The organism is Bradyrhizobium sp. AUGA SZCCT0158 (assembly GCF_018130065.1).
Lineage (GTDB): Bacteria > Pseudomonadota > Alphaproteobacteria > Rhizobiales > Xanthobacteraceae > Bradyrhizobium.
In genome coordinates this window covers 69,578-89,734 of record NZ_JAFCME010000013.1, presented here as the reverse complement: position 1 = coordinate 89,734, position 20,157 = coordinate 69,578, and the positions used below count along the sequence as shown (strand labels likewise).

The following is a 20,157-nucleotide window of genomic DNA, read 5'->3' as shown; positions in this document are numbered from 1 at the left end:
CTGCTCCGGCAACGTTATTCGGCGCTGCTGACCAGTTTCATCCGCGGCTTCACCGCCTCGATCATGCCCTGATAGGTGTTGACATAGTCGAGCGCCATACGGCGAGCCGTAAAGCGCGTCTCGAAATGCGTGCGAATGGCCTGGCGATCCAGTTCCCCCAGCCGCCCGACATCGGCGACCGCGCTGATTTCATCCTCGACGATGAAGCCGGTCTTTCCGTCGTCGATGATTTCAGGAACCGATCCACGGTTGTAGGCGATCACGGGCGTGCCGCAGGCCATGGCCTCGATCATGACGAGGCCGAACGGCTCCGGCCAGTCGATCGGCAGCAGCAACCCGATCGCCCCGCTCAGGAACTCGGCTTTCTCGTGGTCCCCGATTTCGCCGATAAACTCGACCAGCGGATGATCCATCATCGGCTTGATGATCGCATCGTAATATTCCTGGTCGGCGCGATCGACCTTCGCCGCAATCTTGAGCGGGATGCCGCAGCGTATCGCGATCCTGATCGCCCGGTCCACGCCCTTCTCCGGCGCGATACGGCCGAGGACGGCCAGATAGCTCGGCTTCACCGCCTGGGGCGTCAGCAACTTCTCCGGCAGGCCGTGGTAGATGGTGTTGATGAAGTTTGCTTTCGGCACCGGCCGCCGCTGCGCATTTGAGATCGAAACAAGCGGAATCTTCGAGAATGTCGCGAACACCGGCTGATGCTCGGGAAGATCCAGCCGGCCATGAAGCGTGGTCACGAACGGCGTCGGCTGCCGCGCGAACAGCGAGAACGGATAGTAGTCGAGATGGAAATGAAGAAAGTCGAATTCTTCATCGTCACATTTTTGCCGTACGCGCTCGAGCATCAGCATGTGAAGTGCGTTCGGATCCCGCACCGACCCGTCCAGCCTCAGCGCCTTCGGCCACGTCGCATCCAGTTTGCCGGAGGTTCGGGAATCGCCGCTGGCGAATAGCGTGACCTCGTGTCCCAGAGCGACCAGTTCCTCGGTCAGCCAATAGACGACGCGTTCGGTGCCGCCATACAGCCTGGGCGGAACAGCCTCCGTCAACGGAGCAACCTGCGCGATGCGCATCCTAACAACCTCCTGATCGTGATTTTACCTTGAAAGCCCTCAACCCTCGTGGCGCGGCATCGCCAGAGTGGGAACGTTTACGCAGATGCGAAGTTCCCACATTGGTGCGCTCACTTCTCTCACACTGTCGTCTTGCTGATGCCATCACACGTGATCAGACTTCTTGAACGACCTTTGCTGCGAAATTGTTGTGCAGTTGAGGCGTTGCCGCGCCACTCGAATGACGCCCGTCGACAGGGTCGGGGTTCCGCCAGGATTTCCCGTTAATCTCCAACAGGTTTAGCAGACACATGGACAATCTATCGGGATACGCGAACCGACCATTCCCCTTTGTAATGCGCTATCTGCGCCGGCGGCCCGCGTCGCATCTGGTGATACTGTTCACGGTGGTGGCAGCCGTTGCCTGCTCGGTCGGCACACAATACGGCGTGAAGTATCTGGTCGACGCCCTCGCCGCCGGACCTGCGCATAGCGGCGGTGTATGGCTGGCATTCGTTTTTCTCATAGCGCTGATTGGTTCCGACGTCCTGCTGTGGCGCATCGCGAGCTGGACAGCGAGCTTCACGTTTGTCGGCGTCACCGGCGATCTGCGCCGCGACATGTTCCGCCATTTGACCGGACACGCCCCGAGCTATTTCATCGACCGGCTCCCGGGCATGCTGACAAGCCGGATCACGGCCACCTCCAATGCCGTATTCACGGTGGAGAACATGTTCGTATGGAACGTGTTGCCGCCCTGCATCGCCACAATTGTGGCAATCGCGCTGATCGGAACCGTCAGCCTGCCGATGGCCGCCGGCATGATCGTGATCGCAAGCGTGGTCCTCATCGCCATGTTCCGGATCGCGGCCGCGGGCAAGCCGCTACATGACGACTACGCCGACAAGGCCGCCGCCGTTGACGGCGAAATGGTCGACGTCATCAACAACATGCCACTGGTGCGGGCGTTCTGCGGGCTCGACCATGAGCACAACCGCTTCGACAACACCGTCGACCGCGAATTGACCGCACGGGGCCGCAGCCTGCGCTATCTGGAAAAGCTTCGGCTCACGCATGCCGTGATCACGCTGGCACTGACGGTGGCCCTGTTGTACTGGGCGGTCACGCTGTGGCAGAGCGGCAAGGCCACCACCGGCGACGTGGTGCTGGTCTGCACGCTCGGTCTTTCCATCCTGCACGCGACCCGCGATCTGGCGGTCGCACTTGTGGATGTCACCCAGCACACCGCCCGGCTCTCGGAGGCGATCGCAACGCTGCTGCAGCCGCATGAACTGCGCGACCATCCCGAGGCCGAACCGCTGATCAAGAGCGGTGCCGCCATCACCTTCAGGAACATCTCGTTCGGATATCCTGGCGGCGTCCAGGTGTTCGACAAATTCAACCTGAACCTCAAACCCGGGCAGCGCGTCGGCCTGGTCGGCCAATCCGGCGGCGGCAAATCCAGCCTGTTTGTGCTGTTGCAGCGCTTCTATGACGTCGACAATGGCAGTATCACCGTCGACGGCCAGGATATTTCGCGCGTCACCCAGCAAAGCCTCCGCGAAGCCATTTCGGTCGTGCCGCAGGACATCTCGATGTTCCACCGCACGATCCTGGAGAACATCCGCTATGGCCGTCCGACGGCAAGCGACGACGAGGTCCTGCGCGCGGCGATCGCGGCGCGGTGTGACTTCGTCGAAAATCTGCCCGACGGCCTTGCCACCATGGTCGGCGATCGCGGCGTCAAGCTCTCCGGCGGCCAGCGGCAACGCATCGCAATCGCGCGCGCGTTCCTGAAGGACGCGCCGATCCTGCTGCTCGACGAGGCGACGGCCGCGCTTGACGGCGAGTCCGAAGAAGCGATCCGCGAGGCGCTCGGCCGCCTGATGCGCGGCCGCACCGTGATCGCGATCGCCCACCGGCTCGCCACGCTGCGGAACTTCGATCGCGTCGTGGTTCTCAGGGAAGGCAAGATCATCGAGGATGGTCCACCGGACCGCCTGATGCGCGAAACCGGTCCGTACCGGCAGCTCGTGACGCAGGAAATGAACCGTCTCGCGATCCACGCAGCCTGAAATCGCGGAAACGAATGTAGAGCACAGTCAGATCGGCGTCGCGGCGTGCGGAGCGGTATCCGCCAGAGTGCTTTCCAGCGAATTGGATACCGGTTGGCGTCAATGAAACGCGTCAAATCAGGAATCTAGAGCCCGTTCCGTTTAATCGGAACGGAAAAGGCTCTAGAGTTACAGGACAGAGGTTACGCATGGCCACCAAAGCCAACGTCCAGCGGGCGGATACTCCTCTCGCCGAGCAGATCACGGAATCGCCGTTCTACATTCCCATGACCGGCCAGGCCGCACGGCCGCGCCGCACCCTCAAGCATGACGATACGTTCATCGTCCTCGACAGCCACGGCGACATCGGTGCTTCGGCCGGTGGACCCGATGGATTGTTCAATGCCGATACCCGCTATCTGGCGCGGCTCGAGCTCCTGCTGAACCAGACCCAGCCATTGCTGCTCGGCTCCAACCTGCGCGACGATAATTCCGCGCTGACGATCGACCTCACCAATCCCGACATCTATGACGGCGACCGGATCGTCCTGCAGAAGGATCTGATCCACATCGTGCGCACCATCTTCCTGTGGCGCGGCACCGCCTATCAGCGGATCGCCGTCCAGAACCATGGCGACCGGGCCGCACACATCGATCTGACCTTCCTGTTCGACAATGATTTCGCCGATCTGTTCGAGGTGCGCGGCGCCAGGCGCCCGCGCCGCGGCACCGGCACCAGCGAACTGCTCAGCCCCGCCGATGTCAGGTTCGAGTATCGCGGCCTCGACGGCGAGGCGCGAACGACCAATCTGCATTTCGACCCGCGCCCGACCCTGCTGGCGGTGAACAGCGGCAGCTATCATTTCGCGCTCGAGCCGCAGCAGCTTACCTCGGTGTTCGTTGCGGTGACCTGCAACTATGCCGCGGAGCATCGGCCGGCGCCGTTCATGCATGGCCTGCTCGCACATCGCCGCGAAATGCGCCGTTCGACCGCGGGCGCCGCCAGCGTCGAAACCTCGAACAGCATCTTCAATGAGGTGCTGTGCCAGTCGATGGCCGATCTCAATATGCTGATGACCGACACCGCGCATGGCCGCTATCCCTATGCCGGCATTCCCTGGTATTCAACCACGTTCGGCCGCGACGGCCTGATATCCGCGCTGCAGATGCTGTGGATTGACCCGCGTGTGGCCTGCGGCGTGCTCAAACGGCTGGCTGCCTATCAGGCCACGACCGTCGATGCCCTGAACGATGCCGAACCCGGCAAGATCCTGCATGAAATGCGCGGCGGCGAAATGGCGGCGCTGCGCGAAGTGCCGTTCGCGCAATATTACGGCAGCGTCGATTCCACGCCGCTGTTCGTGTTGCTAGCGGGATTCTATTTCGAGCGCACCGGCGACGAGGACACGCTGCGCGAACTGTGGCCCGCGATCGAGGCCGCGCTGGCCTGGATCGACGGTCCCGGCGACCCTGATCGTGACGGCTTTGTCGAATATCAGCGCGCATCCGACCAGGGCCTCGCCAATCAGGGCTGGAAAGATTCCTTCGACGCGATCTTTCATGCCGATGGCCAGTTGGCCGAAGGCCACATCGCCCTGTGCGAGGTTCAGGGTTACGTCTTCGCCGGCAAACGGCTGGCGGCACGTTGCGCGCGCCAGCTTGGCTTTGCGGAGAAGGCGCGCAGGCTCGATGAGGAGGCAACGGAGCTTGCCGCACGCTTTGAGGAGGCGTTCTGGTGCTCTGATATGGGCACCTACGCGCTCGCGCTCGACGGCGCCAAGCGGCCGTGCAAGGTGCGGACATCCAATGCCGGCCAGCTCTTGTTCACGGGCATCATTGGCGAGGACCGCGCGCGCATGGTCGCCGCCGACCTGATGCGGCCGCGCTTCTTCACCGGCTGGGGCATTCGTACCGTGGCATTGGGCGAGTCGCGCTACAATCCGATGTCCTACCACAACGGTTCGATCTGGCCGCACGACAACGCGCTGATCGCGCTGGGCCTTGCGCGCTACGGCCTGAAACATTCCGTCGAACACCTGTTCAAGGGATTGTTCGGCGCTGCGAGTTACATGGACCTGCGGCGATTGCCGGAATTGTTCTGCGGCTTCCATCGGGAGCGGCGGTTTGGCCCGACGCTCTATCCCGTGGCATGCTCGCCGCAGGCATGGGCGAGCGCGACGCCGTTCACGCTGCTGGAAGCTTCGCTGGGCCTGGAATTCGATGCGCGGGCCGGCGAAATCCGCCTGCGGAATCCCCGTCTGCCGGAATTCCTGAACGAGGTCGTGCTGCGTGACTTGCGGCTTGGCGATTCCAGCGTGGACCTTCGCCTGCGCCGTCACGGCGACGACGTATCGCTCGAAATGATGCGAACGCGGGGCCGGGTTCAGGTCTCGATCGTGTTGTCGCGCTGACCGCGACCGTACTTGGGGAAATGGTGACGAACCAGCTGCGGCCGGTTCGTCACCTCTGCGCAACCGTGAAGAGGTTCAGGAGACCGCATGCGTTCAGGGCAAAAAATCACGGCAGCCGTTCTGGTGTGGAGCGCGATATCCCTCGGCGCACTGGCGGTCGCGCAGGAACCAGACAAGGGTCCGCCGGCTCTCGCCGCACCAAGTCCGGCGGCAAAGGCCTCGCCGGATGCGCCGAAAGAGCCGGCGCCCCCGCCTTCCGTCACGGTCATCCGGGCGGCGGACGCACGCGGGATTCTCGGACGCGATGTCCGCAGCACGGCGGGCGAGAACATGGGGCGCATCGTCGACGTGATCGTCGATCGCTCCGGAACCGTGCGCGCCGCGGTGATCGATTTCGGCGGCTTTCTCGGCGTCGGCAGCCGAAAGATCGTCGTCGACTGGAACGCACTCCACTTCGGACAAGTTACCAACAAGAAGGAAAGCATGACGCTCGAATTGACGTTGGAACAGGTCAAGGCCGCACCCGAATACAAGGAAGATACGCCGATCGTGGTGCTCGGCGCCACCGGCAGTCTGCAACCCCTGCAATTCGATCACTGACCGCGGAGGAGAATGCCACTGTCCGCGCGCCCGAACCCATATCCCAAAGATTCTGCCAAAGATCTTGGCAAGGATTTTGCCGGTGAGACGCGGGGCGCGCCGTCCATCGATGAACGCGGCGACACGTCACCGCCGCCGCCGGCATCGCCCGAGCCGCACCCTTCGGCGCAAAGCCAGCGCGGCCTCGACTGGTTCATCTTCTTTCTCGCCGACGTCCAGACCGGCTTTGGTCCGTTCGTCGCGGTGTACCTCACGACGCAGAAATGGACCCAGGTCGAGATCGGGCTGGTGCTGTCGATCGGCGGTATCGTCGGGCTGATCGGCCAGATGCCGGGCGGCGCCATCATCGACGCTGCCCGGAGAGAACGGCTGGTCGCCGGTTTCGCGGTCGCAGCGATCGGAGTCGCAGCGCTGGCCTATGCGGCATGGCCGATCTTTCCCGTCATCGCGGCAGCGGCGACATTGCACGCCTTGGCGAGTTGCGTGCTCGGCCCGGCGATCGCCGCGATCAGCCTTGGATTGGTCGGACCGGCCGCGATCGGCGAACGGCTCGGGCGCAATGCGCGGTTCGCGTCAATCGGCAACGGCGTTGCCGCGGCGCTGATGGGGGCCTGCGGCTATTTCATCTCCAGCCGCTCGGTGTTTCTCGCCACCTTCGTTCTGGTGATCTTCACCATCATAGCGCTATCCCGGATCAAAGATCGCGAAATCGATCCGGAACAGGCCCATGGCGCGATCGTCCGCGCCAAGCCGGACCCCGAAGCCACCAGCGTGCTGCATCTGCTGCGCCAGCGCCCGCTGCTGATCTTTGCCGGCGCCGTGATGTTGCTGCAGCTCGCCAACGCCGCGATGCTGCCCTTGATGGCCGGTATCGTGACGACTCGTTCGACCCAGTGGGCGCCGGTACTGATCGCGGCGTGCATCATCCTGCCCCAGGCGATCGTGGCGCTGACGTCGCCATCGGTCGGCCGCAAGGCCCAGCAATGGGGCCGCCGGCCGCTGCTGCTGATCGGCTTCACCGCGCTCGCCATCCGCGGCGTGCTGTTCGCAACCGTCACCGATCCCTATCTGCTGGTCGCCGTGCAATTCTTTGACGGCGTTACCGCCGCCGTGTTCGGCGTTCTCATCCCGTTGACCGTCGCCGACATCGCCTTCGGCAGCGGCCATTTCAACCTCGCCCAGGGCGTGGTGGGGACGGCGGTCGGCATCGGCGCTTCCTGCAGCAATGTCCTGGCAGGCTATGTCAGCGACCATTTCGGACATAGCGTGGCCTTCCTCGGCCTGTCCGCGATCGGATGTTTAGGGCTTTGCCTGATCGCGTTCGTGATGCCGGAAACGAAACGGGCGTGAGGCCCCTTCGTCATTCCGGGGCGTGCAAGCACGAGCCCGGAATCTCGAGATTCTCAGGTGCGCAATTGCGCACCATAGTTCGACGCTACGCGTCGCCCCGGAATGACGGCGTCTTACGTCCCCAATTCCACCGTCTTGAATTCTGCCGGCAAAATCACTTCCAGCAATTCGACGTCGTCCGAATAGTCCAGGATCAGATGCCGGATGCGCGGCGGTTGGGTCCAGCAGCCGCCCTCCTTCATCAAGGTCTCGCCCTGGCCTTCCATGTAGGTCTTCACCCAACCCTTGAGCACATAGACCATCTGGAATTCGACGTCGTGATAATGCAGTTTTGAAACTTCCTCGGGGTTGCAGGGTCCGATCAGCCGGATCACATGCGCCTGCGCCAGGCCATGGGTCGCCGCGGCAATGCCGAGATCGCGGTACTGTGCATAGGTGCGCAGGCCGTCGGCCTTGAAATCCTCATCGCGGTGATGGCTGATGGCGATGTGCTGTTTCGGCCGAGCCTTCGGCTTTGCTACGGCCTTCGCCGCTGATTTGGCTGCCGCCTTCGATTTGGCCGTGGCGACGCGGCCTTTTGATGCGATGGTCTTGCGGGCTGTGGATTTGGCTGCCGTGCCGAGGCCCATCCATTTCTTTTTCACCGCGGTTTTGGCTGCGGCTTTCGATGTCGCTTTTTGCTTGGCCATTTTTCTTGCCTCCCCTGATCGTTTGGTGGGGAGAGGCTAGCACAAAATGCGTTTCGTAGGGTGGGTTCGCCGAAGGCGTAACCCACCGTTGAGGCAGCGACCGATGATGGTGGGTTACGGCTTCGCCTAACCCACCCTACAAACTACAATCCTTTCCGCTCAATGCAGCCTGAACACGCCGTCCACGGCGCGAAGCTCGGCCGGCTTGATCAGCTTGGAATGCGCGACCGTGACCGAATACAGCGGGCCGTCGAGCTTTTCCTGCCAGAAGGCCAGAAAATCTTTCAGCGCCGGAAATTTCGGAAACAGATCGTAGTTCTGCCAGACGTAGGTTTGCAGCAGTGAGGGATGATCCGGCAGCCGATAGAGAATTTCCGCCGTCGTCAGTCCATAACCCAGCACCTGCTTCCGGAAATCGTCGGAAACAACCCCAACCCGCGAGACCATGCCAACCTCCATTGTCGGAAGCGCATTTCACGTGGTGGCCACACCGAGCCACCCCGGCGGAGATGCGCTCACATGAGAGAAATGTGACGCACGATACCAACCCATCACAAGCCTAAATGTTTAATGAACTGTTGAAAATTCATGCGTTAGCAGCAGCTTACCGCAGGTGCTAATACGGGGTCGGCGGGCGTTTACCTCGATTAATCATGATGAATGAAATTGGCAGCCGTCATATTTGAGTGCCAATTTTTCTGCTAGAAGCCCTTGTCCCCCGAACAAGACTGGCCTAAATCACCCGCAGCCGGGTTGGCACTCGCCTGCTCGGACTGCCAAGACGCCAAAATCGACAACATTTGCAAAAGTTTAGGAGGACTGCATGAAATTCCGTCCGCTTCACGACCGCGTCGTGGTCAAGCGCATCGACGCCGAAGAGAAGACTGCTGGCGGCATCATCATTCCGGACAGTGCCAAGGAAAAGCCCTCGCAAGGCGAAATCGTCGCCGTGGGCCCCGGTGGCCGTGACGAAGCTGGCAAGCTGATCCCGATCGACCTCAAGGTCGGCGACCGCGTCCTGTTCGGCAAGTGGTCCGGCACCGAGGTCAAGATCGACGGCCAGGAGCTGCTGATCATGAAGGAAAGCGACATCATGGGCGTCCTCACCGACGTTCCCGCGACCAAGAAGAAGGCCGCCTAAGCCAAGTCCGCACACGCTCACCCCTGAGGAGCGCCTGCGCGGCGCCCCTCGAAGAGGGTGAGACACCAAGTTCAACTCAGGGAAATCAAATATGTCAGCTAAAGAAGTCAAATTCGGCGTTGATGCCCGCGACCGCATGCTGCGCGGCGTCGACATTCTCGCCAATGCCGTGAAGGTCACGCTCGGCCCCAAGGGCCGCAACGTCGTGCTCGACAAGTCGTTCGGCGCTCCCCGCATCACCAAGGACGGCGTCACCGTCGCCAAGGAAATCGAGCTCGACGACAAGTTCGAGAACATGGGCGCGCAGATGGTGCGCGAAGTCGCTTCCAAGTCCGCAGATGCTGCCGGCGACGGCACCACCACCGCAACCGTGCTCGCGGCTGCGATCGTCCGTGAAGGCGCCAAGTCGGTTGCCGCCGGCATGAACCCGATGGATCTGAAGCGCGGTATCGACCTGGCGGTGGAAGCCGTGGTCGCCGACCTCGTCAAGAACTCCAAGAAGGTCACCTCGAACGAGGAAATCGCCCAGGTCGGCACCATCTCCGCCAACGGCGACGCCGAAATCGGCAAGTTCCTCGCCGACGCCATGAAGAAGGTCGGCAACGAGGGCGTCATCACGGTTGAAGAAGCCAAGTCGCTCGAAACCGAACTCGACGTCGTCGAAGGCATGCAGTTCGACCGCGGCTATATCTCGCCCTACTTCGTCACCAACGCCGACAAGATGCGCGTTGAAATGGACGACGCCTACATCCTGATCAACGAGAAGAAGCTCTCCTCGCTGAACGAGCTGCTGCCGCTGCTCGAAGCCGTGGTACAGACCGGTAAGCCGCTGGTCATCGTCGCGGAAGACGTCGAAGGCGAAGCTCTCGCCACCCTCGTCGTCAACCGTCTGCGTGGCGGCCTCAAGGTCGCGGCCGTCAAGGCTCCGGGCTTCGGCGATCGCCGCAAGGCCATGCTGCAGGACATCGCGGTGCTGACCGGTGGTCAGGCGATCTCGGAAGATCTCGGCATCAAGCTCGAGAACGTCACGCTGCAGATGCTCGGTCGCGCCAAGAAGGTGATGATCGACAAGGAAAACACCACCATCGTCAACGGCGCCGGCAAGAAGGCCGACATCGAAGCGCGCGTGCAGCAGATCAAGGCGCAGATCGAGGAAACCACCTCGGACTACGACCGTGAGAAGCTGCAGGAGCGCCTGGCCAAGCTCGCAGGCGGCGTCGCGGTGATCCGCGTCGGCGGCGCGACCGAAGTCGAAGTCAAGGAGCGCAAGGATCGCGTGGATGACGCGATGCATGCGACCCGTGCGGCGGTTGAAGAAGGCATCGTGCCGGGCGGCGGCGTCGCCCTGCTGCGCGCCTCCGAGCAGCTCAAGCGCATCAAGACCGCGAACGACGACCAGAAGACCGGTGTCGAGATCGTGCGCAAGGCGCTGTCCGCGCCGGCCCGCCAGATCGCGATCAACGCAGGCGAAGACGGCTCCGTCATCGTCGGCAAGATCCTCGAGAAGGACCAGTACAACTACGGCTTCGACTCGCAGACCGGCGAATACGGCAACCTGGTCTCCAAGGGCATCATCGACCCGACCAAGGTGGTTCGTGCGGCGATCCAGAACGCAGCGTCGGTTGCGGCTCTGCTGATCACCACCGAAGCCATGATCGCCGAACTGCCGAAGAAGAACGCCGGCGGCGGCGCAGGCGGCATGCCCCCGGGCGGCGGCATGGGCGGCATGGACTTCTGATCCAGCCATCCAGGCGAACGTCAAAAGAATGCAAAACCCCGGCAGCGATGCCGGGGTTTTTGTTTGTGGGGGCCGAGGACGCCCCGCGCTGAATGCCTCTTGACCGTTACGCGATACGTATCGGATACTATTATCCATGATCCGCAGCTTTGCTGACAGGGCACCGAACAATTGTTTCGTGATGGCGCCTGTCCGGCGCGCTGGCGGAGCATCGAGGCCGTCGCGTTGCGCAAGCTCGATATGATGGACGCAGCGACCGCTTGGATGATTTGCTCTCGCCGCCGGGCAACCGGCTGGAAGCACTGAAAGGCGACCGCCGCGGACAGCATTCCATCCGTATCAACCGGCAGTGACGCGTCTGCTTCCGTTGGACATCAGACGGTCCGGGGCGGTGGAGATCGTGGACTATCATTAGGAGACGGCGATGGCGCGGTTACGAACCCATCCAGGCGAAGTGTTGAAAGAAGAATATCTGGTGCCACTGGGTCTCTCTGCACGAGCCTTGGCGAAGGAGCTGGATGTTCCGGCCAACCGCCTGACAGAGATCATGCGCGGCACGCGCGATGTCACGGCTGACACCGCGATCAGGCTCGGGCGTTATTTTCGTACCGACCCCCGCTTTTGGCTGAACCTGCAAGCGGCATACGATCTTTCCAAGGCCGAGAAGACTCACAGCTACAAGAAAATCGTGCCACGCTCGGCGGCCTGACGAGTTTACGAATAGCGCACAACTGACGGCCTACCCCGCCCGCCCCGCAGGCGAAGGGCCGCCCGTAGGCGACCCTTCTTTACTTACGCGCTTTCCGCGGGCTTCAGGCGAACCAGCTTGGTGAGCAGGGCATCAAAGCCCTGCCCGTCACCCGCGTGGAGGTCGATGCGGCCGACCTTCTCCACCAGCCGCTCGAGGGACTCCAGTTCCTTGAGCCGCAGCAGCAGCGGGTTCTCTTCCATCAGCTTGGCGGTGTTCAGAAGCGACCGCGTCGCCGCGGTCTCTTCCTGCCGGCGGATCAAATTGGCCTTCGCCACCCGCTCCGCCTCCACCACCTTGTTCACCAGCTCACGGATCTCGCCGGGCAGGATCACGTCCTTGACGCCGAGCTCGGTCACCTCGACACCGCTGTCTGCGATACGCGCGCGGACATAGTCGCGAAGCTCCGCATCGAGCGCTGCCTTTGCCGACAGCACCTCGTCGAGCGTGCGGCCTGCAACCGCTTCGCGGATCGCGAACTGCACCAGCCGGTACAGCCACGCATCCACGTCAGGCACCACGGCGACGACCCGCTCGGGATCGACGATCCGGCGAAACGCCGTCAGGGTCACCCGCAGCGCGATGCGGTCCCTGGTCAGCATTTCCTGCGCGGTGATCTCGACCGCCTGGGGCCGCAGATCGAGACGCTTGACCTCGACCTTGCGGCCGACGATCCAGAACGCGTGCCGGCCGGGCGCAAGCCGCTCCACCAGCCGGCCCTCGACATAGAGCAGACCGGCTTCGTGGTTCTCGACCACGGCCTCCGTCACGACCACCGAACGGTTACGATCAATCATCGCCAGATGACGCGCCGTCACCCTGACATCGCCGGTCAGGTCGATGCGTTCGACATCGACCGATGTCGCGACCTTCCAGTAGACGCGCGCCTGCCAGGGCGTCATCAGCTGCATCGGACGGCCGTCGAGGTTGACGATGGCAACTTCGTCTGCCTTGGTCTCGACAAGCTCGAACAGCTCGGCCGCCAGATCAGGCCGCGCAGCCTTCAGCACCAGGTAACGCTCCGCCGGAAATTCGGCGCGAACCACCTTGAATACTTCTGCCGTCAGTTCGTTGCGCGGATCGAACAGCCGATGCCGGCCGGGACCAAGCACGCGCTCGAGCCTGCCGTTCCGCGTCAGCAACGCGCGCTCACCATCCTTCACCGTCACATGCGTCATCAGGAAATGCCAGTTCATGGCACGCCTCCATCATGGGCTTTCCGGCCAGAGGTCGGAAAGCTGGTTTCGTCGAGAAGGAACGGAGGACGCGAACGGCGCTTCCTGAAAGCCCGGCGGGCCGTGGTTTGAGCTTGCATGACGACGGGCGCACGCGCGCAATCGCCCGACGAAGGTCGGGCGTTCGAACGGTATTCCCGGCGTCAGCGCAAGCGGTATCCACCGCGGCGCAGAGCCGTTCGTACAGTGTCTAGGTTCGGACGAAGAGCCTTGCGGCAATGCGGCCGGACTGCGACTGAAGCGCGCGTCCGGTCCCCTTCAATGGGAAATTCAGTTTTTTAGACTGAACCGGAGCGTTGGAACGGGATTCGAACCCGCGTCACGATGATTAGCAGTCATCTGCTCTACCACTGAGCTATCCTTCGGTTGTGCAAGAGACCGGAATCGAACCGATGCCTTCGGGTATCACCCCGATGCTCTCCATGAGCTACACCTCGCGTCTTCATTCGGCGGAACACGAAACCGGACACCGGCTCGCGCCAGTCGGGATCTCAGAGAGCCCGAACCCATGGCCTAGCGAAGGAGCGGGCTAATAAACGAAACATCTTTCAGTTGCAAGCGTGTTTTTCAAATTTCGGATGTGCTGTGACTCCCCGTCACAGCCATTCAGCGAACCAACGTGCCCATTCGGCGCACTTCGATGACGTGGTGCCGTCCGCTCGGCTGTCCGCGCCGTGACGCTGATGCACTCGCGAAGCCTACCCGCGTCGTGTCGCGCCTTGTCGATGCGCGCGACGGCCGGCGGTGTGGTCGCCGTCACTTCGCGACGAGAGGGTTGACGCTAAACGTGGCCGCACCAGCGTTGGATGATCGCGCCGGCTAAATCAAAGGAGAACTGTGATGACTGGAAATGCAATCAATGCGAAGAGCGCGCGCGAGCTATCCGCCGAAGCGCTCGATGCGGTGGCTGGCGGCTGGCTCCCGCTCCCCTTGCGCGCCTTCACCCAAATCAAAGCAGGAGCGGGTGGCCAGAACGATCCGGCCCAAATGTTTCAACAGATTATGCAGCAACTCACTCAGGGCTAAGCAAGAAGAACTGTGACGACCTGTAGGCGCGGGACCGTCGAACGATGGCGCTCGTCCGTAATCCGAAGCAGGCTCCTGGGGGCGCGGCTTTGTGCGGGGACCTGTGGCGCCTGTTATCCGGAAAGAGTGATCTTCGTGGGATGGAACGCCCGGAGCCCTTACGAGGTTAGATAGAATGCGCACCATCGCGGCGGCGCTGATCGGTGGCCTTGGATTGGAGGCGGCAGATGAAAATCATCGTGGACGAAGACGGAGAAATCATCGCCAAAGCAACGGATGACCATGTTCTGATCGGCGGCCACCACCGCCTCGCGGTGGCGGCCAGCCTCAATCGAAAACTGTTTTGGCGAGATAGCGGCGAACCTGTAAAGCTTGACCTATTCTTCAAGCATCATGGAAGTTCTCTTCGACATACAGCCTAAGGAGGCTGTACATCGCAGGGACGAGCCTCTGTTACGTTGTAGCCCGGAGCGCAGAAAGCCCCGCAAGTGGGACGGGGCCTCCATTCGTTTCTTTCAGACGGACTGCGTTATTTCGACATGTCCTGTGCAAACCTGACCGCCCCGTAGCCGGCGAAAAAGCCGGTGCTGAACGCCGCCGCACCCACCAATATGAAGATAAAGCCGCCATTGACCTCATCGAGTTCCGCATCAGTCACGGTATCCGACGCAGCGATTTCGATTTCATCCATAGTTACGCCTCCTACCTTGGGTTGAATGATACCGATGCACCAGTGCCTCGGTGATAGGAACGATGATCGATCGGCGGCGGTCGCACTGTTACGAAAATCACATTCTTCGGTGGGCCTAAGGCCGCGCCCGGAGACCCATCCACGGCCGATCGGTTAGGATCGCCAGCGTTGGATACCTTCTGCAACAATGATCGCTGCGGGGTATGGGCCCCTGCGTTCGGAGGGACGACGAGCGACGTCACTGAATCCTGGCAAGCACCGCAAGACGCCGGATGCCCTGGTTCCGGTACGCGTTCAGGAACGCGTAATAGTCCTTGAAGGAAACGCAGCCATTGGAATCGCCGCGGGCGCCGAGCATGTAGGTGTGTGCCAGGAGGCCGTCACGGTTGAAGATCTTGTCCTGCCCGCCGATCGGCGTCAGTCGCAACGCCGGCACGCCATGGAACAACGCCTCGCGCGGCTTCAGGTCATAGATATGCGGCGGCGTCACGCCCTGCATCCGCACATGCGCATAGCGCACATCGTCCATCTTGGCGCCGAGGCCCGAATGCGCCTCGAGAACGGTGCCATCCGGCAGATAGACCTTCTTCGCCGCGATGTCGTAGACCGCGGTCTGCTTGTCGTAGGGCGGCGAACCGCCCAGCATCGGATTCTGCGAACGGGTATCGGGGATGCTTCCGGTGACGCTGGCGTCGGCGGAAGCGTAGGCCAACAACCCGCCATGTGCGGGCTGCTTGCCCCACAATTTCTCGACCATGCTCGGCTTGTCGTTGGACGCAATCGACATCACCGCCGCCTTGGCGCGCTGCGCCATGTCGCGGACCGAAGCCCCGGATTCCTTCGCGGCGGGTTTGGCTTCAGCCTGCTTGGTCGCCGGAGCCGGAACGTTCAACGCGACCTGGGTCGGCGCCTGCGGAGCGGCTTCCTTCGGCTTCGGCGCTTCGGCAAGTTTGGGCGCTTCAGTCTTCTTCACATCGACCGGCGGCGAGACCTCCACCACTTGCGTGGCTTCGATCGCCCTGGACGCCTGGCCTTGCGGCGCCGAGGCTGCAAACCTTTCGTTAAACATAATCGAAGGAGAGACGGTCTCGGGCGCGGAAACTTTCGGGGCTGGCTGCGGCAGCGACGCGAACACGTCGTTGAAGGCGGGCCGCGCCGGACGCGACGCGACAATCGTGGAGCTTTTGACGACGGGCGGATCGAACGCCGCGCTGTTGACCGAGGGATAGATGCTGGAGGCGAAAATATTGCTGTAAACGGTCCAGGCGCAGCCGAGCACCACGGCTGCGATCGCGACGCCGCCGAGGAAATGCTGAGGAATGGCTTTCCGGGAAGATTTCTTGCGGTTGTGGGCCGCAAGGCCAAACGCGCCGGTACTCGTACTCATTCGCCTTGCGTCCAGAACAACTCTACTAAGTCCCTGTTTGGTGCCGCGCCCGAAAGGTTCCCAGGCAGCATCTCGCAAAGACACGGAGCGTCATTAAGGCGAGTTTTAGTTAAATGCAGATTAAACGCGGGCAGATCTAAGGCATGCGCAAATCATTGGAAGTTATGCGCAAATCAGCCCGTAAACATGCGGGGTTGCCCTGCGATCGGGACATCCGGCCGTCGGCCAGGTGTCCCATTTTGGCAATCAATCCTTGAACGGATCGAATTCGTTCTCGCCCGCCATGACGACGGCGAACGGACGCAGCGTGTGCTGCACCTTGATCGAGCCGGCATGCTCTGCAAGCACCTCCGGCAACCTTCGATACGCCATCGGGCTTTCGTCGAGATCGGCGCCGATCAATGTCACGCCGCGCGACTGCAGCCACGCATCCATCTCGACGCGCGTGAACCTGCGCTTGGCTTCCCTGCGGCCGAACATCCGGCCCGCGCCGTGAACCGTCGAGTAGAGCGACGCCTTCGCTTCGGGGCCATCGACGCCTTCGACGATGACGGCGTCATCTCCCATCGATCCGCCGATGAAGCCGCGCTGTCCCGGAAAGGCCGGCGTCGCGCCCTTGCGCACAACCCACAAATCCTTGCCTCCGTGATTTTCACGCCAGGCATAATTGTGATGGTTATGAACCATGTCGGTGACGTTGCCGCCGATGATCTTGCGCACGCGCTCAATCACCCACTCCCGGCCGGCGTAGGAATAGCGCCCGGCCAGTTGCATGGCCGCAATGTAGCGTCGCCCGATCTCGCTGTCCTCGTCGATAACAGCCGGCGGCACATTCATGCCATCCTTGCCGCCCGCAGCCTTGAGGTAGCGGGTCGCACTGGTGTGGCCGAGACCGCGGCTGCCGAAGTGAACGCCGATCCAGACAAAACCGGCTTCGTCGCGCATCAGGTCGACATAGTGGTTGCCGGATCCGACGGTGCCGAGCTGCGACACCGCCTTCTGCCGATACGCGCCCATGTCGGATTCGCGCCAGGCATCGCCGTCGTCGAACAGCTCGTGCTCGACGCGCTCCTCGTTGGTCCGCCCGACGCCAAAGGAAATCGTCCTGTGCACGTCCTTGATGATCGTGCCGACATGGCTTTCGATCCGGCTGAACGGCGTATCGAGACGCACCGCCATGTTGCCGCAGCCGATGTCGAAGCCGACGCCGGAGATGCTGATCTGCTTTTCATAGGCGATGACGCCGCCGACCGGCTGGGCATATCCCAGGTGACCGTCCGCGCAGATCACACCGGCCACGGCATTGCCGACCGCCATGCAGTTTCGCATCTGCGCGATCGTGGCATCCTCGTGCCGGCCGAAGATCTTGAGCGGGCTGTTCTGGTATTGCGCGGCCTGCGCCGTGAATTGTGCCTTGCGGGCAGCGTCGCGGAACGTGCACCAGACCGGGATCGGCCGCTGACCGGGGCGATCGATCTTCGCATCGGGATCGAGCCCGGCTTCGACCGCCAGGGCCCTTGCACGCTCCTGATAGGGATCGAGCCGCATTGCATCTTCCTCTTCCACGGTTGCCGGACGTCGCCGACCATACCTTACACCGAGCATAGGTCGTCGCACCAAAACCCGCTTAGGTTCATCGGCAGCGATGCTTTGATAGGACGCGGCCCGCCGTCAGCATCGCGTTCACTTCGGCTCGCAAAGCGAGCCTTCAATAGCTCAAGCTTGGATACCAGTCCTTGTCGCGGCCTTCAGGCGTGGTGTCCAGAAGGGCCCACAGCGGATCGAGGTCGGGTGCCCCACGCGGATCCTGGCCGGGGTCGGCGGTACCCTGCCCCATTTCGCCGGACAAGAAATGACGGATCGAACCGTCGCGGCGCGTGAACACGTTATAGCCGGGCATATCGGCATCTGCGGCGCTGACGTAATCGCGGGTGTAATCGCCGGACGGATCGGAATAGACTTTATGCCGCGTCCAGCCGCGCGCCTTCTTGGCTTCCACCAATCGCGCGATCGGCGAACGCGCCACGAATACGAATGCGATGCGCTGCTCGACATCGGGCAGCTTTCCTTCCCACGTACTCATGAACGAGGTGCACATCGGACACGGCTTTTCACGCTGCGGGCCGAACATGTAGCTGTAGATCACGAGCGTCTGCTTGTTGCCGAACAGGCCCGACAGCGTGGTAGGGCCGCCCTCGCCTTCGAACGAATAGGGCTTCGTCACCTCACCGCCGGGCGGCAATGCGCGGCGCATTTCGGCGACGCGCTCGATGTGGCGACGGAGTTCGATTTCCTCAGCGAGCAATTGCTCGCGGGCACGGCGATATTCAGCGCTTTCGTTGGGAATGCGCGCGGTATTGCCGCGGGCGAGTTCAGCGGCGGGTTTCAGGCTGGAACCGGACATGGACATGACCTCACGGTTGGACGGCGTGCTGGGTTCCCTACAAGACGATCCCAATGCGGCCGTTCCGACATGACCGTCGGACTATTTTCGGCGCAACCAAGCCGGCAAAATGCTGGTTTCCAACGCCAGCTCCGGCGGCGGGGAACGGTCGAGCACACCCCCCTTCGGTCCCTCCAGCAGATCGAGCGCGTAGGTCTCGACCACGAGCGGGCCGCGCTTGCGAGTGACCTCGCCAACCCTTTCGACGCGGGCGAACTCGTCCTTCAACGGATGAACGCCGGGCAAGGCCTCGCGAACATACAGCTGCCTGCCGCCGAGCTGCGCCGCCGTCGGCTCGGGCATGTTGACCCAGCGGATGCGCTGGCTTTGCTGCGCAACGCAAGTTCCCTTCGGCAGATAGAACGCAAGCCAGCCGGTGGTGCCGTAATCCGGCGCGAGCACGCAGGATGCGCCCGCGCGCGCCCGCACGGCCTCGATCTGGCTGGCGATTTCGCGCCAGCCGACGCCTACGCTGCGCACGGTGGCGTCGCGGCGATAACCCGAGAGCGCGCCGGTGTTGGCCTGCACGATCAGCAGCGCAAACATTACGATGCCTGTCGGCGCCGCCCAGCGCAGGCAGAAACTGACGGTGCGCTGCTCGCGCTTTTCCCATGGCACCAGATGGGCTGCATACGCCGCCGCGACCACAAACGCCGGATAGACCGGCGCGAACCAGTTGGCCTCGACGCGGGCGTGCAGCGAATGCCAGACGAAATAGGCGACGATGGTCCAGAACATGGTGCTGACCAGCACGCGCGCCGGCAGCGCGCCGGCGCGGCGCTGAAACAGTGCATACAGACCCATCGCGCCGAGAATCCATACCAGCGGCGTCGCGAACGCGATCTGCGTCGGAATCAGTTCGGCGATGAAGGCCGGCCTGAAATCCTCGATCCGCGCCCGGCCCATCTGCTTGATGAAAGACACCCAGTGATGATCGGCGTTCCACAGAATGACCGGCGAGAACATCAGGAGCGCGACGAGGCCGCCGAGATAGGGCCATGGCGAGATCAGCCAGCGCCGCAGTTTCGGAACCACCACCAGCCAGATCAGGATCGCCGGGCCGAAGAACAGCGCGGTGTATTTCGACAACAGCGCGGCGCCCGTGGCGAGGCCGACCGCCAGCCACCACGTACCGCGTCCGGTCTGAAGCACCTTGGCCAGCGAAAACAGCACGAAGCTCGAGGCGACCAGGAGCGGCGCATCCGGCGTGACGATCATGGTGCCGACCGCGGCCATCAGCGTGACGTTGAGCAGGATCGCCGACGTCGTCGCCACCCGCCTGCCGCCGAACAACACGGCCGCGGTCTGGTACACCGCCCAGCTCATCGGCAATGCCAAGAGGATCGAGACCAGACGGACGCCGAGTTCGGTGTCGCCCGCAATCATGGTGCCGAGGCGGATCACCAATGCCACCATCGGCGGATGGTCGTAATAGCCGCCGGCCAGATGCTTCGACCACATCCAGTAATAGGCTTCGTCGAAGGTGATCGGCGTGTAGGCGGCGGCTACCAGCCGTACCGCGACCAGCGCCAGGATCGTCAGAACCGTGTTGAGGACAAGCCGCGCCTCGTTCGGATTCATTT

At 62.6% G+C, this 20,157-nt stretch carries 18 protein-coding genes, 2 tRNA genes and 1 pseudogene; 10 read left to right on the top strand and 11 right to left on the bottom strand.

Annotation, left to right across the window (positions count from 1 at the left end):
* Positions 1-14 precede the first annotated feature (14 nt).
* Positions 15-1,082, bottom strand: a complete 1,068-nt coding sequence (locus tag JQ574_RS19815) for a glycosyltransferase family 4 protein (protein WP_212204728.1) — start codon at positions 1,080-1,082, stop codon at positions 15-17.
* Between the two features lie 290 nt (positions 1,083-1,372).
* Between JQ574_RS19815 and JQ574_RS19810 the strand changes: the two genes are divergently transcribed.
* From JQ574_RS19810 to JQ574_RS19795, 4 genes are all read left to right on the top strand, one after another.
* On the top strand, positions 1,373-3,136 hold the full coding sequence (locus JQ574_RS19810) for an ABC transporter ATP-binding protein (protein ID WP_212204726.1): 1,764 nt from the start codon (positions 1,373-1,375) through the stop codon (positions 3,134-3,136).
* Between the two features lie 188 nt (positions 3,137-3,324).
* Entirely contained in the window at positions 3,325-5,526 is a 2,202-nt protein-coding gene (locus tag JQ574_RS19805) for an amylo-alpha-1,6-glucosidase (RefSeq protein ID WP_212204724.1), read from the top strand.
* Positions 5,527-5,613: 87 nt separating this feature from the next.
* On the top strand, positions 5,614-6,126 hold the full coding sequence (locus tag JQ574_RS19800; protein ID WP_212204723.1) for a PRC-barrel domain-containing protein: 513 nt from the start codon (positions 5,614-5,616) through the stop codon (positions 6,124-6,126).
* 12 nt (positions 6,127-6,138) lie between these two features.
* Positions 6,139-7,476 carry an MFS transporter gene (locus JQ574_RS19795; protein WP_212204721.1) on the top strand — a complete coding sequence of 446 codons (1,338 nt, stop codon included), beginning with the start codon at positions 6,139-6,141 and terminating at the stop codon, positions 7,474-7,476.
* 113 nt (positions 7,477-7,589) lie between these two features.
* Here JQ574_RS19795 and JQ574_RS19790 read toward each other — a convergent pair whose 3' ends face one another.
* On the bottom strand, positions 7,590-8,165 hold the full coding sequence (locus JQ574_RS19790) for a cupin domain-containing protein (RefSeq protein WP_212204719.1): 576 nt from the start codon (positions 8,163-8,165) through the stop codon (positions 7,590-7,592).
* Between the two features lie 159 nt (positions 8,166-8,324).
* Positions 8,325-8,612, bottom strand: coding sequence for an usg protein (locus JQ574_RS19785; RefSeq protein WP_192734078.1), 288 nt, complete (start codon positions 8,610-8,612; stop codon positions 8,325-8,327).
* Positions 8,613-8,988: 376 nt separating this feature from the next.
* Here JQ574_RS19785 and JQ574_RS19780 point away from each other — a divergent pair, with 376 nt between their 5' ends.
* The 4 genes and pseudogenes from JQ574_RS19780 to JQ574_RS19770 all read left to right on the top strand — a co-directional run bounded on the left by JQ574_RS19780 (position 8,989) and on the right by JQ574_RS19770 (position 11,753).
* Complete coding sequence (locus JQ574_RS19780; protein WP_212204717.1) at positions 8,989-9,306, top strand: co-chaperone GroES; 318 nt, start codon at positions 8,989-8,991, stop codon at positions 9,304-9,306.
* A gap of 91 nt (positions 9,307-9,397) precedes the next feature.
* Entirely contained in the window at positions 9,398-11,044 is a 1,647-nt protein-coding gene (gene groL, locus JQ574_RS19775) for a chaperonin GroEL (protein ID WP_212204715.1), read from the top strand.
* A gap of 136 nt (positions 11,045-11,180) precedes the next feature.
* Positions 11,181-11,459, top strand: a pseudogene (locus JQ574_RS35170) (type II toxin-antitoxin system RelE/ParE family toxin).
* Positions 11,460-11,468: 9 nt separating this feature from the next.
* Positions 11,469-11,753: a HigA family addiction module antitoxin gene (locus JQ574_RS19770; protein WP_212204713.1), complete on the top strand. Its 285-nt coding sequence runs from the start codon at positions 11,469-11,471 to the stop codon at positions 11,751-11,753.
* Between the two features lie 83 nt (positions 11,754-11,836).
* Here JQ574_RS19770 and JQ574_RS19765 read toward each other — a convergent pair whose 3' ends face one another.
* From JQ574_RS19765 to JQ574_RS19755, 3 genes are all read right to left on the bottom strand, one after another.
* Complete coding sequence (locus JQ574_RS19765) at positions 11,837-12,988, bottom strand: slipin family protein (protein ID WP_212204711.1); 1,152 nt, start codon at positions 12,986-12,988, stop codon at positions 11,837-11,839.
* A 336-nt stretch (positions 12,989-13,324) separates the two neighbouring features.
* Positions 13,325-13,388, bottom strand: a tRNA-Ser gene (locus JQ574_RS19760).
* A gap of 8 nt (positions 13,389-13,396) precedes the next feature.
* A tRNA-Ser gene (locus JQ574_RS19755) sits at positions 13,397-13,465 on the bottom strand.
* Positions 13,466-13,867: 402 nt separating this feature from the next.
* Here JQ574_RS19755 and JQ574_RS19750 point away from each other — a divergent pair.
* Together JQ574_RS19750 and JQ574_RS19745 are read left to right on the top strand one after the other, a co-directional pair.
* On the top strand, positions 13,868-14,053 hold the full coding sequence (locus JQ574_RS19750) for a hypothetical protein (protein ID WP_212204709.1): 186 nt from the start codon (positions 13,868-13,870) through the stop codon (positions 14,051-14,053).
* 227 nt (positions 14,054-14,280) lie between these two features.
* Positions 14,281-14,475: a hypothetical protein gene (locus JQ574_RS19745; RefSeq protein WP_212204707.1), complete on the top strand. Its 195-nt coding sequence runs from the start codon at positions 14,281-14,283 to the stop codon at positions 14,473-14,475.
* A 107-nt stretch (positions 14,476-14,582) separates the two neighbouring features.
* Here the strand turns inward: JQ574_RS19745 and JQ574_RS19740 are convergent, their stop codons facing one another.
* The 5 genes from JQ574_RS19740 to JQ574_RS19720 all read right to left on the bottom strand — a co-directional run bounded on the left by JQ574_RS19740 (position 14,583) and on the right by JQ574_RS19720 (position 20,155).
* The gene (locus tag JQ574_RS19740) at positions 14,583-14,744 is read right to left on the bottom strand and encodes a hypothetical protein (protein ID WP_192734082.1); all 162 of its coding nucleotides are present in this window, start codon (positions 14,742-14,744) and stop codon (positions 14,583-14,585) included.
* Between the two features lie 238 nt (positions 14,745-14,982).
* Positions 14,983-16,131: a DUF2778 domain-containing protein gene (locus JQ574_RS19735; RefSeq protein ID WP_212204705.1), complete on the bottom strand. Its 1,149-nt coding sequence runs from the start codon at positions 16,129-16,131 to the stop codon at positions 14,983-14,985.
* A 246-nt stretch (positions 16,132-16,377) separates the two neighbouring features.
* The gene (locus tag JQ574_RS19730) at positions 16,378-17,679 is read right to left on the bottom strand and encodes an RtcB family protein (RefSeq protein ID WP_212204704.1); all 1,302 of its coding nucleotides are present in this window, start codon (positions 17,677-17,679) and stop codon (positions 16,378-16,380) included.
* 160 nt (positions 17,680-17,839) lie between these two features.
* Complete coding sequence (locus JQ574_RS19725; protein WP_212295651.1) at positions 17,840-18,535, bottom strand: DUF899 family protein; 696 nt, start codon at positions 18,533-18,535, stop codon at positions 17,840-17,842.
* An 81-nt stretch (positions 18,536-18,616) separates the two neighbouring features.
* A complete protein-coding gene (locus JQ574_RS19720; RefSeq protein ID WP_212204694.1) occupies positions 18,617-20,155 on the bottom strand; it encodes a glycosyltransferase family 39 protein in 1,539 nt (512 codons plus the stop codon).
* Between the last annotated feature and the right edge of the window lie 2 nt (positions 20,156-20,157).

Bases quoted from the DNA above. Each gene is read 5' to 3' on its own strand.
- JQ574_RS19815 (WP_212204728.1), bottom strand. From the start codon at position 1,082: ATGCGCATCGCGCAGGTTGCTCCGTTGACGGAGGCTGTTCCGCCCAGG.
- JQ574_RS19810 (WP_212204726.1), top strand. From the start codon at position 1,373: ATGGACAATCTATCGGGATACGCGAACCGACCATTCCCCTTTGTAATG.
- JQ574_RS19805 (WP_212204724.1), top strand. From the start codon at position 3,325: ATGGCCACCAAAGCCAACGTCCAGCGGGCGGATACTCCTCTCGCCGAG.
- JQ574_RS19800 (WP_212204723.1), top strand. From the start codon at position 5,614: ATGCGTTCAGGGCAAAAAATCACGGCAGCCGTTCTGGTGTGGAGCGCG.
- JQ574_RS19795 (WP_212204721.1), top strand. From the start codon at position 6,139: ATGCCACTGTCCGCGCGCCCGAACCCATATCCCAAAGATTCTGCCAAA.
- JQ574_RS19790 (WP_212204719.1), bottom strand. From the start codon at position 8,165: ATGGCCAAGCAAAAAGCGACATCGAAAGCCGCAGCCAAAACCGCGGTG.
- JQ574_RS19785 (WP_192734078.1), bottom strand. From the start codon at position 8,612: ATGGTCTCGCGGGTTGGGGTTGTTTCCGACGATTTCCGGAAGCAGGTG.
- JQ574_RS19780 (WP_212204717.1), top strand. From the start codon at position 8,989: ATGAAATTCCGTCCGCTTCACGACCGCGTCGTGGTCAAGCGCATCGAC.
- groL (WP_212204715.1), top strand. From the start codon at position 9,398: ATGTCAGCTAAAGAAGTCAAATTCGGCGTTGATGCCCGCGACCGCATG.
- JQ574_RS19770 (WP_212204713.1), top strand. From the start codon at position 11,469: ATGGCGCGGTTACGAACCCATCCAGGCGAAGTGTTGAAAGAAGAATAT.
- JQ574_RS19765 (WP_212204711.1), bottom strand. From the start codon at position 12,988: ATGAACTGGCATTTCCTGATGACGCATGTGACGGTGAAGGATGGTGAG.
- JQ574_RS19750 (WP_212204709.1), top strand. From the start codon at position 13,868: ATGACTGGAAATGCAATCAATGCGAAGAGCGCGCGCGAGCTATCCGCC.
- JQ574_RS19745 (WP_212204707.1), top strand. From the start codon at position 14,281: ATGAAAATCATCGTGGACGAAGACGGAGAAATCATCGCCAAAGCAACG.
- JQ574_RS19740 (WP_192734082.1), bottom strand. From the start codon at position 14,744: ATGGATGAAATCGAAATCGCTGCGTCGGATACCGTGACTGATGCGGAA.
- JQ574_RS19735 (WP_212204705.1), bottom strand. From the start codon at position 16,131: ATGAGTACGAGTACCGGCGCGTTTGGCCTTGCGGCCCACAACCGCAAG.
- JQ574_RS19730 (WP_212204704.1), bottom strand. From the start codon at position 17,679: ATGCGGCTCGATCCCTATCAGGAGCGTGCAAGGGCCCTGGCGGTCGAA.
- JQ574_RS19725 (WP_212295651.1), bottom strand. From the start codon at position 18,535: ATGTCCGGTTCCAGCCTGAAACCCGCCGCTGAACTCGCCCGCGGCAAT.
- JQ574_RS19720 (WP_212204694.1), bottom strand. From the start codon at position 20,155: ATGAATCCGAACGAGGCGCGGCTTGTCCTCAACACGGTTCTGACGATC.